Annotated in this window: 12 protein-coding genes; 1 reads left to right on the top strand and 11 read right to left on the bottom strand. The window is 38.3% G+C overall.

Going from position 1 to position 13,118, the window contains the following annotated elements:
• Window positions 1-4: 4 nt before the first annotated feature.
• The 11 genes from PHEP_RS22155 to PHEP_RS05370 all read right to left on the bottom strand — a co-directional run bounded on the left by PHEP_RS22155 (window position 5) and on the right by PHEP_RS05370 (window position 11,795).
• Window positions 5-166: a hypothetical protein gene (locus PHEP_RS22155; RefSeq protein WP_012781247.1), complete on the bottom strand. Its 162-nt coding sequence runs from the start codon at window positions 164-166 to the stop codon at window positions 5-7.
• A 310-nt stretch (window positions 167-476) separates the two neighbouring features.
• Window positions 477-1,100: a Crp/Fnr family transcriptional regulator gene (locus PHEP_RS05410; RefSeq protein ID WP_012781245.1), complete on the bottom strand. Its 624-nt coding sequence runs from the start codon at window positions 1,098-1,100 to the stop codon at window positions 477-479.
• Between the two features lie 201 nt (window positions 1,101-1,301).
• On the bottom strand, window positions 1,302-1,907 hold the full coding sequence (locus PHEP_RS05405; protein WP_012781243.1) for a hypothetical protein: 606 nt from the start codon (window positions 1,905-1,907) through the stop codon (window positions 1,302-1,304).
• Window positions 1,885-2,058 carry a hypothetical protein gene (locus PHEP_RS22150; RefSeq protein ID WP_012781242.1) on the bottom strand — a complete coding sequence of 58 codons (174 nt, stop codon included), beginning with the start codon at window positions 2,056-2,058 and terminating at the stop codon, window positions 1,885-1,887. The genes PHEP_RS05405 and PHEP_RS22150 overlap by 23 nt, the downstream gene beginning before the upstream one ends.
• A 98-nt stretch (window positions 2,059-2,156) precedes the next feature.
• The gene (locus PHEP_RS05400; protein WP_049772215.1) at window positions 2,157-2,603 is read right to left on the bottom strand and encodes a protein-disulfide reductase DsbD domain-containing protein; all 447 of its coding nucleotides are present in this window, start codon (window positions 2,601-2,603) and stop codon (window positions 2,157-2,159) included.
• On the bottom strand, window positions 2,600-3,751 hold the full coding sequence (locus PHEP_RS21515; protein WP_012781240.1) for a TlpA family protein disulfide reductase: 1,152 nt from the start codon (window positions 3,749-3,751) through the stop codon (window positions 2,600-2,602). Before PHEP_RS21515 ends, PHEP_RS05400 begins: the two co-directional genes overlap by 4 nt.
• Window positions 3,752-3,758: 7 nt before the next feature.
• The gene (locus PHEP_RS05390; protein ID WP_012781239.1) at window positions 3,759-4,151 is read right to left on the bottom strand and encodes a hypothetical protein; all 393 of its coding nucleotides are present in this window, start codon (window positions 4,149-4,151) and stop codon (window positions 3,759-3,761) included.
• Window positions 4,152-4,181: 30 nt separating this feature from the next.
• Window positions 4,182-5,444: a TlpA family protein disulfide reductase gene (locus tag PHEP_RS21510; RefSeq protein ID WP_012781238.1), complete on the bottom strand. Its 1,263-nt coding sequence runs from the start codon at window positions 5,442-5,444 to the stop codon at window positions 4,182-4,184.
• A 16-nt stretch (window positions 5,445-5,460) separates the two neighbouring features.
• Window positions 5,461-6,810, bottom strand: a complete 1,350-nt coding sequence (locus PHEP_RS05380) for a RagB/SusD family nutrient uptake outer membrane protein (protein WP_012781237.1) — start codon at window positions 6,808-6,810, stop codon at window positions 5,461-5,463.
• Window positions 6,811-6,820: 10 nt separating this feature from the next.
• On the bottom strand, window positions 6,821-10,393 hold the full coding sequence (locus PHEP_RS05375) for a SusC/RagA family TonB-linked outer membrane protein (RefSeq protein ID WP_012781236.1): 3,573 nt from the start codon (window positions 10,391-10,393) through the stop codon (window positions 6,821-6,823).
• A gap of 247 nt (window positions 10,394-10,640) precedes the next feature.
• Window positions 10,641-11,795, bottom strand: a complete 1,155-nt coding sequence (locus PHEP_RS05370) for a FecR family protein (RefSeq protein WP_012781235.1) — start codon at window positions 11,793-11,795, stop codon at window positions 10,641-10,643.
• 131 nt (window positions 11,796-11,926) lie between these two features.
• On the opposite strand from PHEP_RS05370, the gene PHEP_RS05365 reads away from it, so the two are divergent.
• The gene (locus PHEP_RS05365; RefSeq protein ID WP_012781234.1) at window positions 11,927-13,099 is read left to right on the top strand and encodes an ATP-binding protein; all 1,173 of its coding nucleotides are present in this window, start codon (window positions 11,927-11,929) and stop codon (window positions 13,097-13,099) included.
• Window positions 13,100-13,118 lie beyond the last annotated feature (19 nt).

The following is a 13,118-nucleotide window of genomic DNA, read 5'->3' as shown; positions in this document are numbered from 1 at the left end:
CGCTTTATAACACTCCACTAAAATCAGCCTTTTCCATAAACTCTTTGGCTCTTTTCGTAAGCTCAGGGAATAAGTCCCTGCCTCTTAGTTTAGCAGCAACTAAAGACAATAAAACCTTTTCCGGCACTTCAACCGTTTTTTCTTTGTTTTTTTTCTTTGGTTTCATAATTCAAATTTACTTATTATTTTCTTAGAACAAGAACAGCATCATATTTTTCACCGGGCACATACTCTTGGGTAACAATCTTATTATCAGCATCATTTAAACCACCATAAAATACAAACTCTTTTCCGAGTGTATCGAAATTCTTATTTACATATCCGGAGTAAATATTAATTCGTCGATGAGATTTTTTGCAATTATCACCACATCTTCTAACACAGGTCATTCTGCACTTATATATTGCATTGGATTCGGTCATATTTCTTAAAAAATAGCTCCCGCCCTTACACAGACAGAAGCTATTTCTACCAACCTACTCGTTTTTCGAATTGGTAAGTGTAGCCACACCTATCCCTATAAAGCTGCAAATCTCATCATTCGACAGCTTTCCCCTTAAACCCGGAAACCGTTGTTCAAACATCGCAAACCGGTTGCTTTTAGCTGGAGTAAGTAAAATATTCATTTGCTGCCAGTTGCGCCTTTTCTGCTGACTGGTTATTTTATGTGTCAGGTCGTGCGCAGCAGGGTGCTGCTCATAAATCCCCTCCATACACATATTGGTAATGCTAACCAGCTCGCAATCGGTTATCAGTTCTATGAAATAATCACCACTGGGCAGGTTTTCCCTAAACTCTTCATACATCACAATAACGCTGTCGGGCTCCCAAATGTAAAAGATCTTCTCGGCACCACTTTGCGCATCAATGCTGTACAGTTTGACCAGGCCACTTTTCAGGTAATGCGCTTCAAACACCGGCATATCCTGGTACTGCAAAATATAGCCCTTACGCCTGTAACGGGGTGTTAAAGCCCCCGGCATCAGCAAAGCTTCGGCCAGTTCCTTTAGTGGTTTTCCGTACAGCCTTTCCAGGTAATCAATTACACATTGTTTCCACAGTATGATCATTTGATCGGTTAATTTAGATAGTTTTTTCATGGTTAGTTTTTTATATTATTTATACTTGGTTTATTGATTTCGTGCGTTCTCATATAAATAATCCTGAAACTGAATTTGCTTTAAGTAGAGTTTTCCATAATTGTTTGTTTAAGGTTAATACTACCGGATTGCCTGTCGCCCCCAATCCGGAATAGGGTAATGCTATAAATTCCCTGGTTGTTTTATCAAAATTTTGCTCAACTACCATTTAAAAAAACGCCTTTTATCCAAAGCCTTCAGCCACTCTTCACAATCCCCTTTCATATAGCCGCACCTGGGCTTCCATGCTTTAAGGTAAGCCTGTATCATTTCGTATAGCTCCTGTTTCAAATCCAGTGCTATTTCACACTTTACCAGCTCTGTCATAAAATCCGACGCATCTTCCAGGATGGTATCGTAAACCCAGTCCGTAATCTCTGTATATTCCAGTTCCGGTTCAATTGTTGTCAGCACCACAAAGGCCAGTTCAACAGCCTTTACCAAATCGCCGGCCTGCCGGTAATCCCTTGCACGCCGCATCAGTACAAGGGTTACCTGCTCTATTCTTTCTTTTTCAATTTCATTCAGTTTGCTGCCACGCTTTTGGTAAAGGATCAGCCCTTGCAGCATCTTAACCGTTTCCCCGAAACTAAAGGATAAAAAACGAAATATCATTTTGTGCAGCAAAACCCGGTCGTCAAGGGCATATTCATGCAAGGTGGTCAGGTAACCCTTTTCCGGCAACGCTGAAAGCACCTTTTCCAAAGCAGGGATGTGCTGCTCAATACCGGCAGGAAATGGTTCATTAAACAACAGCTCTTCCTTCATTCAGTCTCGGTATCAGGTCTATGATATCATCATCAAACATTTTCCAGAGCAGCGCATTGGCCTCTTGTCTGGTTATGCCTAATCCTGCCATCAGGCTCTCGGTATCCAATACCGGTTCCTGGTTAAAGGGTATCATTTTAGTTTCTTTCATAATTTATTTTTTTTAAGAAGCCGGAACGGAGCGCTCTTTACCGCTCCGGACATTCTTCACCGTTTAACCAATATTCGAGCATTAACCAACGGGATCTTTTATTTAAGTGGAATATTAAATTCCACTTCATCGGTTATACATTGATGCTTATCGCAGGTCATGAAGTTGATCTTACCTTTTACTAGATCCGGCTTTACCACCTTCAACTTCATCACCTGTACAAAATCTACCTTTTCAGCAAAGTAGTGCACATCTACCCCAAACACTTCTTCATGCTTTACCCGCTTGAAACCTACTTCTTTAGCCTTGCCACCTAGCAATACATTGTCATTAGGGCTAAAGGTGATGGAAGTTGGCAATGGCCCACCTTTCGGTGTAAACTGGCTGTAAATATTCCAGCCATCTTCAACCTCAGCAGTAAAATGCAGCTCATAGAAGCCCGGCTTTATTTTCTTGGCTGAAAAGTTCCAGCGGGCTTTCCTGCCCTGTGCATCTGCTGCCATTACCATAAAAAAGCAGCATAGTAAAATCAGTGCCTTTTTCATAAGCTGTTCCCTTTTAATAGTTCATCAACCTTTTTGCTCAACTGATCGCCACGTAGGTTCCTGGCAAGAATCTTTCCTTTCCCATCTACCAGAAAATTCTGGGGGATATAATTAAAAGGCATTCCCGCAAAATAAAGCTTGGCAATAGGCGATGCCCAGCCCTTTAAATCTGAAACCTGCCGCCATACCAGCCCATCTTTCGAAATGGCCGCTTTCCATTCTGCTGACTTTTCATCCAGTGATATCCCTATGATGTCAAAACCTTTAGATTTGTTTTCCTGAAAGGTCTTGACGAGGTTAGGGTTTTCCTGCCGGCAAGGCACACACCAGCTGGCCCAGAAGTCAATTAAAGTAAGCTTGTTATCAGCTATTTCTTTTTGTAAAGAGAGATCAGCATTGTTGGCAGTTTTGGCAATGAACTCAGGAACAGTATCACCTATCTCCAGTAAGCCAGAAGCCTTTTTCCATTTGGCAATGTTTTCAGCAAGGAAAACCCCGTATTTGCTGGCTTTAATTGATGGGGTCAACCTATCGTAAGCAGCTCTCTTCCTTGTCCAATCCCATTTAGCATTATTAATCACTACTGGGCTGTAGTAAGAATCGAGGTGGCTGCTTACAAAGTCCAACTGTTTTTTCTCATACGACGTGATGTTACTCATTATCTTATTCTGCAAAGCAGACTGGGCGGTTGTATCTTTTGAATCCTGAAGAGCTGTACAGACCTTAAACAATGCCTGCCCAGCACTTTCCAAAGAATCTGTCAATAAATGATAATCCTGGTAATCCTTGTGGTCCACTGCGCCAGTTACCTGTACTTTTGGCCACAAGGACGCCTCACCCGTTACATCGACTTTTCCTGCTCCTATAAACAAAGGCAAAGTCTCCTTTAAATTACCTACTTTAAGAAAATAAAATCCCGGTTCAATCTGTACAGATGCATGGATTACTGTAGTACCATTTATCATTTTTTGTTTTGCGATGGAATCCGCTATGTTTCCATTATATTTGTACAATACAGCATAATTTAACGAACTTAAGCCCTTTAGCTTAAGATTTATATTCAGTCCGTTTTGTTGTCCGTAAGAGAAAAAAGAACACAAAAGGCTGCCAAGGAAAAAAAATGCGAAGACTACGTTACGATTGATCATAGAAGCGTTATTGATAATTTTTAAGTTTCATATAACTAAAGCTTTGTATTCCATAAGCATAGTAATCAAGCAAAGCTAAATAAACAGCTTGAGTCATAGTTATCAATGGTCTTCCAGGAATCATCGGATCTGGTTCGGCATAAATAGCACATAGAGTTTGATACCCATTACACAATATGTTCACATTTTCACCGCCTGCTAAGGGACGATAATTGATTGGATTTAGAGCATCAGTAAGGCCATACGCAATTCCATTGTAAATGTACCATCTACCTATTGACGTTACTTCCTGCTTTTTAGACTCAACAGTAGTTTTGGTTTGTAAAGGCTTAAAAGCAAACACACCTACCAAAATTAAGAGAATGGGAATGGCTGTTAAACTGAATTTTAGAATTTTCATAATCTTTAGTTTTTATTTATTGGTGAATAATTAGTTAATTTCTGATATCACAAAGGTTTTTAATGTGCGCTTTTCTTCAACTATATCATAACCCTGGCTCCGTAATACTTTACGTAATTCCAGGATATTTGTTAAATCAAGTGCCTGTGGGTAACTTATTTCTGAAATGGATTTTTGATCTATTTCATTCAGTATAGGCAAAGCATTTTTCCCCGTCTGCCATAATGAATTTTGCTTACTCTTAAGTTCCTCGTAAAATTGTGAGATGGGAGTTTTCGACAATCTGCCTGGATTAGGCATTCCAGCACTTTTTTTTACTTTTTTAAGTATCAAACAACTTACTCGCTTAGTTTCCAATCTACCATTCAAGCCAAAATACTTATTGGCATCCTGCCTAATGTAATCAGCTACATCCTTATCAGCCACTTTGTGGTTTAACTTCAATTCATAGCAATAACTATGATCTCTCAACCATTCGTTTGTATAACCTTTTTTGAAATAACGGACAGAGTCTTTAGTTTCTATTACAACATTCGTAGGGAACAAGTTATTAGCACGTATGTATTTCCAATAAAAACTTATTATTGGACAGTTTTTATAACTCACAAGAACTTGCGAATCTGATTTAACGATATCGCTATTAGTGTCTACTCGCTTTAAGTAGTTTGTAAAAAAAGAATAGTTCTGATCCTTCAATCCTGAAAATTCTGCTCTGGATAAATACTCACTTACCGTTTTATTCAATGAGTTTTCCTTTATTTCACTTTCCCATTGTGGATATAAACCATTTATTACTTTATGGATTTCTTTTTTGTTTACATATTCGGGTCCTGTTACAGCACGAACAATTCGATTGCTATCAATCCATACCTGATATCCTACTCTTACAGGAAAAAAACTACCAAAAGCCGAGTCCAAAACAGAAGGTAAATTTGTACTTGACGTATACTTATTTGTTTTCCAAAATGAATCTATTCTTTCAATAATATCAACAGTAAAGGTCTTCCCAAATGCATAGACGGGTAGAATAACTACTTTATCGCTAAACTCTTTCTGCAATGAATCCATTTTTGGCATTCCTTCTATGCAGGGGCCACATGCCGTTGACCAAAAATCTAGGATAACAAGCTTGCCTTTAAAATCAGACAATTTAGCCGTCCCAGATATATGATATAAGATTTTATTGATTTCCAGATCTGGCAGTTGTTGCCCTACCCTCAAGGCTAAATTTTGTGCAAAGCACGGCATGCTTACAACCATTATGGCAGCAAGAAATTTTAATTGTATTTTCATAGTTTGTTATTTTACATTATGGGTTTTGTGGAATTCCCGATTCCTGAATTACTTTGAGTGGAATTTTCAATACATAGCGTGGGCTATTAGGTCGCAAGGTATATTCTTGGCCATTCACTATACGTTTAGGTGTTACAGAAAACAAAGGATCATTTTGCAATCGCCGCAAATCCCCCCATCTTACTGTCCTGAAGACCAATTCCTTCCTTCTTTCAGTTAGAATATGAATTAAAGCCTCGTTCGCATTCTGGGCTGTAAGGGGTATAAACGTCCCTGTTTTCCATCTTGTGATCAAAAGATTATTTAAAGTTTGCATAGCGCTGTTTACATTTCCAGCCCTTGCCTGACATTCCGCTTTAATTAGATACATTTCATCAGTAGCAATACCTGCAAATATAAACGGGCGAACACCAAAGCCTGTTCCATCATAATCACCTTTAAATGCATAACCATTTGCAAAAGGTCGATAGAAACAGCTTTTTCTCAAGTCATTTTCATGATATGATTTCACCAACGTACTATCGACTAACGCAACTGCAGGCATCAAAGACCCTGAGGTCATTGGAAAAATCACCTCCTTATTAAACCTACCAATCGGCGCATTACTGATTACATTCAATTCATTAAAGTTCATTAGTTCTGCTTTAGCAGCCAAAGCCTTGTCTGCGTAATTTCCTGCATTTGCATACTCCTTCATACTTAAATAGACCCTAGATAGTAACCCACTGGCAGCTGCTTTGGTTGGTCGATTTGGACTGCTCTGGCTTTCTGGAAGTAAATCCATACTTTCTTTAAGATTTGAAATGATTTTTTCATAAGTTTCTTCATTTGTAGACCTCACAGAACGTATATTGAAGTTAGAAGTATTTCGAATTACAATCCCAAGATCATTTTTCGCTGTATTGGGATCATATTGTCGCGTAAACAATTGTGTCAATCCATAAAAATAAAAGGCTCTAAAAAATAAAGCGCTGCCTTTTACATAATTCACCAATTCAGCTTCATTCTTTTTAAAAGAAACCTTATCGATGTTGTCTAGCACGTTGTTAAATGTTAGTATATGTCGATAAGAGAACAACCAAGAAGCGTCCTGATCAAATTCACTTCCTCCCCAGATATAAGCATCTCTATAATTATCAGGTAAATTATTCCAGGATTCGGTATAATAATCATCAGCCATTAATTCTCCAGCAATAGGATATTGAGAATTAAGCGTTGAATAATTTTCCATCAGCATTTGGAGGTCTACAACAGTACTAGGTACCGTTAGTGAGGAATCAGGTTTTACATCCAGGTATTTTTTACAGGAAAAACAGAGTATGCATAAAACAATAAGCATAAATCTCATTTTTTTCATTTTTTTCATCGCTTATTTATTAAAAAATTATATTAGCAGCAAGAGAAACGATTTTACCAGCAATATTTCCTCCCGGATTTTCCGGGTCGAGATCTGTTTTCGTAGCTTTCCATAAAATTAAATTCAGGTTAGAAACATTTGCGGTTAAGCCAAGACTTTTAAATGGGAGCATCTTAAATGCAGACTTATTAATGATATAGGATAAAGAAAAGTCGTCAATTCTGATATGATCACCTTTTTCAACACGTGCTTCTGAACTGTTAAAAAATATATCTCTACTTATTGGAGTAGGATATGAGAATGAAGGGACATTTGTATGCTTTTCGTCTCCTTGCGCTTGCCACCTTTTATTATATTCATCGCTTAAACTGGTTATACCAATTTGTTGTTGTTGATTAGCCGAATATTGAGGGCTTTTGAAATAGTAATTAAATTTATAAATCAAATTGGCCGAAAATGTAAAGCTTTTATAAGAAATACTATTCACTAAATTTCCAAATGATGTAGGAACTCCTGAACCATGTTTAACTATCCCATCAAATGGAGTAGAATTTGTTATTTTATCCCAATCTTTACTGACTTGACCATCTAATACACCTTGCGGATCGCCGTTTTTTGGATCCAGGCCCATCCACTTATAACTAGTCAGTAAATATGGAGTATACCCCTTTATGGGATCAAGCGTCCCGTTTAGTATCTTACTTGTTAAATCCTGCTCATACAAATACTCATTTACGAGAAATTTAGCTGTGCTAAAGTTTCCGGCTAGATACCAGTTAAAAGCTGTAGATCTAATTAGGTTAGCGTTAACCTTTAGATCTATGCCACTCCCTTTTATACTTGCAGAATTTGAGGTGATTGATAGTATACCTGTTGTCGGATCGAGAGGTCGAAAAGCTAAAACATCTGTTGATTTTTTTTTATAGTATTCAATACTTCCTGAAACGATATCATTTTTAAAGCCAAAGTCTATCCCGATATTTAATTGGGCTACTTTTTCCCATCTTAGATCAGGATTGCCATTCCCACTAATTCTAGCTGAGGGCAAATTAATACTCGGATTAAGAGATGATGGCAAATAGTTAATTGTTGTCAACGCAGAACCATTAAAGCGTGTATTTCCACCATTACCAAAGCTCATCCTTGTACTAAGCGAAGGTAGGATAGCCGATGAATACCATTGTTCTTGGCTAATCTTCCATAATAAACCTGTACTCCAGAATGGCCTTCCTCTTTGATTGGTATTCACACCAAGCAAATTAGCCGCATCCTTTCTAATGCTTCCTGAAATAGTATATTTATTATTGTACGTATAGGAACTATTTGCATATAATGCAACAAACCGATTATTTTGAGAATTAATTTTGTTACCGCCAATGTCTGGAATTTGAAATAAAAAGCCATAATAGGTAGGGTATGGATTGATGAAGTCTACATTGGAAGTTACCGACAATTCCTTGTTATAACCATAACTACGATTTGCATAGAAGCTCGTTTTCTTTTCACTAAGCTCTGCTCCCCCAGTAAAATTCAGTTCATGTCTATTGCACCAGCTTTGATTAAAATTAAGGTTAGAGCGCAAGTTTTGAGTTGAAAGCTCACTATTCGTTAGGTCAAGAATTCCAGACATTGGTACGGGGTACTTTTTATCACTCGACACATTTGCTTGAAGATTGGAGAACATATTTATCAAGTCCCTAGTAAAGTATGAATCAATGGAATTGTATGTACGATTCGATACTGTACCCTTTGAGTATTGATAATCTGCACTAAGCTTCAGTGTTTTTAAAATGTTGAACTTCAGATTGACACGACCTATAAAAGTGTGGCTTCTAAGAGTGTTATCATTATTTCTCAATTCGTCAAGTGGTCTATAACTCCAATCCAACAACTTTCCTCGTCCAGCAGTATCTAAAAAAGATTGCTTAAAATAATATGGTATCGATAGTGAATTGCCCTCAGCATCCGAAAGGTTATAATAATTTGGAACATTTAATGTGCCTTTACCATATTCAACCGTGTTGTTGTTTGAAATTTGACCACTAATAAAATTAACACTAGTTTGCATTTCAAGATTCTTGGCCAACTGAATTGTATTATTTGAACTTAATGTAAATCGAGTATTGTCATCACGCTTAAGGGAGGTTAAGTCTTTATTGTATCCCGCAGATATGAAATATTTGATGGCATTGGAGCCTCCCGAAATATTTAAAGCATGACCCTGATTCACACTATTTCTATAACTGTATTTTAATAAATCATTCCTTATATCTGTATTTCTCAATATGTTCAATTGACGTTCTGATTCTTCGTCTGATATCTTCCCTGCTTTTAACTCGTCTAAAATCAAAGCCACTTTAGACACTGGGATATATGGATCACTTAAGCCGTAATTGTAAGTACCTCTTTCATAAAGAAATTGTTCCAGATCAACAATTACATCAGAGGATACAATAGGGAGTTTAAAGAGATCGGGTTTTCCAGCCAAAGAAATAGTTGAAGTTATAGAAACCTCTGCTTTTTGGTTAAATTTACCTTGTTTGGTAGTAATCACAATTACCCCGTTACCCGCTTTTGCACCCCAAATGGACGCGGCCGCCGCATCACGCAAAATAGTGATGTTTTCTACATCATTAGGATTGATGTTATTTATGTCTCCTTCGTAAGGAAAATTATCGACAACGATTAATGGTATTGCCATTGATTCAGAGAAGGAATACATTCCTCTAAGCTGAAGCCTTTCCTTCCCAGCCTCTGTCGAGCTTTTATCAAACAGCAATCCTGGCACAAGATTTTTTAACCTCGCCAAAATATTTCCACCCACCCTTCTGTTAATCGTTGCACTATCAATAAACACAAAACTGCCAGTAGCCCTTTCTTTAGGGATTTTTTGGTAACCAGTATTATATTCCACTTTTACTTCCTCCAACTCCCCAGTCTGAATATTCAACTTAATTTCCAAGGGCATCAACGCATCCTTCAAACTAATCTCCAAGGGCTTAAACCCCACATAACTCACTAATAACACCGCATCATCATCCACGCCTTTAAGCTCAAACTCACCATTCTGGTTAGTATTCGTAACAGCACTTCTCCCTTTTACCCGGATACTTGCGTTTGGGAGCGGCTTCCCATCCTGGTCTGTTACCTTTCCTTTTACAGTTAGATCTCTCACAATATTCGAGATGACGTTCCTGGCCCGGTCTATAAAAGAGGGAGATTTTTCAGTTATAACAATTGTTTTTTCCTCAATGCTATAGGTCAAATTGGTTCCCTGAACCAGGAAATCCATTACTTTTTCTAAAGGGGTATCCTGAAAATTTGCATTAACTTTTAGCCCTTTTAAACTTGTATTCCTCATCAAAACATCATAGCCGGTTTGTTTTCTTATTTCCTTAAACATCCGTTCCATGGTAAGCCCATTCTCTTTCAGTGTCACTTTTTGGGCAAAAGTAGCTGCGCCTACCTGCATCAGCGTAGTAATTAATAAGAGTATGATCAAGTTAACTCGCATAAGCCATTTTCTTTTAATTACAGGTAGTTTTATAAGGTAGCCCCTCGGCATACCATATCTGGTAGAAATTTTATACATTTACGTATCTGTTATGATGATTGCAAATTTTTCGAAGGACGAGCAATCACCAGGTTACAAAATATTGTTTATCAATGTTTTCAGGAAGCAGATATTAAAGGGTTTCGATACAAATCGGGGCCCTTTATTTTTTCGTCCTATGCTATGGAATGTCTTTCTGGTTGTTCATGTTTTCGGTTAGTTTTAGTTGAATAAATTAATCATTAAATCAATAGGGAGATGATGCCCTGCGGCTGGTTAAACCGTCTTATTTCTTTTTATTTATAATTATAGTATTACCTTCTATTTTAAATTCCGCTACTTTGGTTCTGGCAAGCATATTTAACACCTTCGAAACCTGTTCATATTTGCTAATTGTTCCAATAAAAGTTTCGTGTTTTAAACTCTCATCTTCAAATACCACCTGTACGTTATACCACCTTGATACCCGTCGCATCACCTCATCCAGATTCTCACTGTTAAAAATAAAATAGCCCTCTTTCCATGCAATTGCATCTTCAGGGTCTACCTGTTTAACCGTTATACCGGCATTGGCCCCAACAGTAGATTGCTGGTTGGGTTTTAGGATTACTACACGCTGTCCAGATGACGACACTTTCACACTGCCTTCCAGCAAAGTCGTCTTAATCGCTCCTTCATCCTTGTAAGCACTAATGTTAAAATGCGTACCCAGTACGGTTACCTCCTGTCCATCACTCTCTACTATAAAAGGTTTCTCCTTGTTTTTAGCCACCTCAAAATACACCTCTCCATTTATTATCAAAATTTTGCGTTCCTTACCAATAAATTGTGATGGGAAAGAAATTTTTGTGTCGGCATTTAGCCAGGCACGTGTGCCATCGGGTAAGGTAATTTGGTAGGTGCCGCCGCGTGGAGTGCTCATTACCACGTCATCCCCGCCAGGGCCGTTATCTCTCCCTTCGGTCGAGATGAGGGTGTTGTCATTATACTTCAAACTGTTCGCATCAACAATTACCCCGGTTTTAACATCGCTTAGGATTATGGTTTTACCATTGGCAAGGGTAAGGGTTGCGGTGTTTTTACCCGGGGCAATGTCGTTCATGAGTTCTCTCGTCGCTGCGCTTCCCTCAAGATCGCGGGGTGCTTTAAAAAAGAATACCCCAAAAACAATCGCTGCTACCGCAGCGGCAGCTATGGCAATACGTGGCCAAAGTTTATAAACTGGCTTAACTGGTTTGTTGGCTGTATTTTCTATAACAGCATCAATTCCTGCTTTGATCTGGAGTTTCAATTTTTCTTTCTCAGCATCATTCAGCAGTAACAGCACATCGCTATCTGCCATAAACAAATGATAGTAGGTATGTAAAAGCCTTTCCTCATCAGGTGTAGCCTGTTGCTTTAAGTACCTTCCAAGTATCAGTATAAATTGCTTCTTTTCCATTGTTTATAACATGCCATTTATATACATGAGACATGAAAATGAAAAAGTCACATAAGAAATGAAAAAATATTTTGGTGCTAAAACCAGAATTTAACCATGCAAATTCAATATTAAATATTAAATTTGCATGGATGATTTTAAGAAGAGTAGAAAAACAAGTCGAAGAAGCACTCAAAAGAAGCGCTTCTGTAGCATTAATGGGACCGCGTCAGGTTGGAAAAACAACCATTGCAATGAACATCAGTGACACAACAACTGCTGTTTATCTTGATTTGGAGGATAGCCTTGATCTTCAAAAAATCCAGGATGTAAGTGCGTTCCACGAAGAAAATCGTGATCATCTGATTATCATGGATGAGGTTCAACGGGTACCTGAAATATTTGCATCACTTCGCGGAATCATTGACAAAGAGCGTAGGAGAGGACATAAATATGGACAGTTTTTATTTCTGGGATCCGCCTCTATGGATTTGCTTCAACAGTCCAGTGAGTCGCTTGCAGGTAGGATTGCTTATATAGAACTCCAAGGTGTTGATGCTTTAGAATTTAAGGCTAACAATGCTGAAAACCAAAACCAGCTTTGGTTAAGAGGGGGATTTCCTGAAAGCCTGCTCGCTGATAGTGATAAGAATAGTATGGCATGGAGGCGTGATTTTATCAGAACCTACCTTGAACGAGATATTCCACTTTTAGGACCCCGCATTCCAGCTGTCACACTGGAAAGATTCTGGACGATGCTTGCGCATGTTCAGGGAGGAATGACCAATGCTTCACAAATTTCTAAAAGTCTGGAAGTCACTTCAACAACAGTGAGCAGATATCTGGATCTGATGGTTGATTTATTATTAGTACGCCGCTTACAACCCTGGACTCAAAATGTTGGAAAACGTCTGGTAAAAACTCCAAAAGTATATGTAAGAGATAGTGGAATTACGCATGCCTTGCTTAATTTGGAAAGCTATAATGATCTGCTTGGCCACCCAGTAGCAGGAGGAAGCTGGGAAGGATTTGTGATTGAAAATATCTTATCGGTTGCGCCCAATAATGTTATTCCATATTATTACAGAACTTCTAATGGGGCGGAAATAGACTTAGTTTTGGAGTTCTCCGGTAATGAGAAATGGGCTATAGAAATTAAGCGGAACTCTGCACCAACACTGTCTAAAGGATTTCATATAGCCTGTCAGGACATCAACCCAAGTAAGAGGTTTGTTGTTTATTCAGGCCAGGATAGATTCCCAATGGCAGAAAATATAACTGCGATCTCTCTTTGCGGCATAATGGAAGAATTGCTGACCAAGTAGCAGTTGCGAAGCAGAAAAC

Source organism: Pedobacter heparinus DSM 2366, assembly GCF_000023825.1.
GTDB lineage: Bacteria > Bacteroidota > Bacteroidia > Sphingobacteriales > Sphingobacteriaceae > Pedobacter > Pedobacter heparinus.
This window is presented reverse-complemented; position numbering and strand designations above follow the sequence as displayed.

What these genes read in the sequence shown, in the direction of transcription:
- PHEP_RS21515 (WP_012781240.1), bottom strand. Translation starts at nt 3,751, where the DNA reads ATGATCAATCGTAACGTAGTCTTCGCATTTTTTTTCCTTGGCAGCCTT.
- PHEP_RS05410 (WP_012781245.1), bottom strand. Translation starts at nt 1,100, where the DNA reads ATGAAAAAACTATCTAAATTAACCGATCAAATGATCATACTGTGGAAA.
- PHEP_RS05375 (WP_012781236.1), bottom strand. Translation starts at nt 10,393, where the DNA reads ATGTATAAAATTTCTACCAGATATGGTATGCCGAGGGGCTACCTTATA.
- PHEP_RS05405 (WP_012781243.1), bottom strand. Translation starts at nt 1,907, where the DNA reads ATGAAGGAAGAGCTGTTGTTTAATGAACCATTTCCTGCCGGTATTGAG.
- PHEP_RS05380 (WP_012781237.1), bottom strand. Translation starts at nt 6,810, where the DNA reads ATGAAAAAAATGAAAAAAATGAGATTTATGCTTATTGTTTTATGCATA.
- PHEP_RS22155 (WP_012781247.1), bottom strand. Translation starts at nt 166, where the DNA reads ATGAAACCAAAGAAAAAAAACAAAGAAAAAACGGTTGAAGTGCCGGAA.
- PHEP_RS05400 (WP_049772215.1), bottom strand. Translation starts at nt 2,603, where the DNA reads ATGAAAAAGGCACTGATTTTACTATGCTGCTTTTTTATGGTAATGGCA.
- PHEP_RS22150 (WP_012781242.1), bottom strand. Translation starts at nt 2,058, where the DNA reads ATGAAAGAAACTAAAATGATACCCTTTAACCAGGAACCGGTATTGGAT.
- PHEP_RS21510 (WP_012781238.1), bottom strand. Translation starts at nt 5,444, where the DNA reads ATGAAAATACAATTAAAATTTCTTGCTGCCATAATGGTTGTAAGCATG.
- PHEP_RS05365 (WP_012781234.1), top strand. Translation starts at nt 11,927, where the DNA reads ATGATTTTAAGAAGAGTAGAAAAACAAGTCGAAGAAGCACTCAAAAGA.
- PHEP_RS05390 (WP_012781239.1), bottom strand. Translation starts at nt 4,151, where the DNA reads ATGAAAATTCTAAAATTCAGTTTAACAGCCATTCCCATTCTCTTAATT.
- PHEP_RS05370 (WP_012781235.1), bottom strand. Translation starts at nt 11,795, where the DNA reads ATGGAAAAGAAGCAATTTATACTGATACTTGGAAGGTACTTAAAGCAA.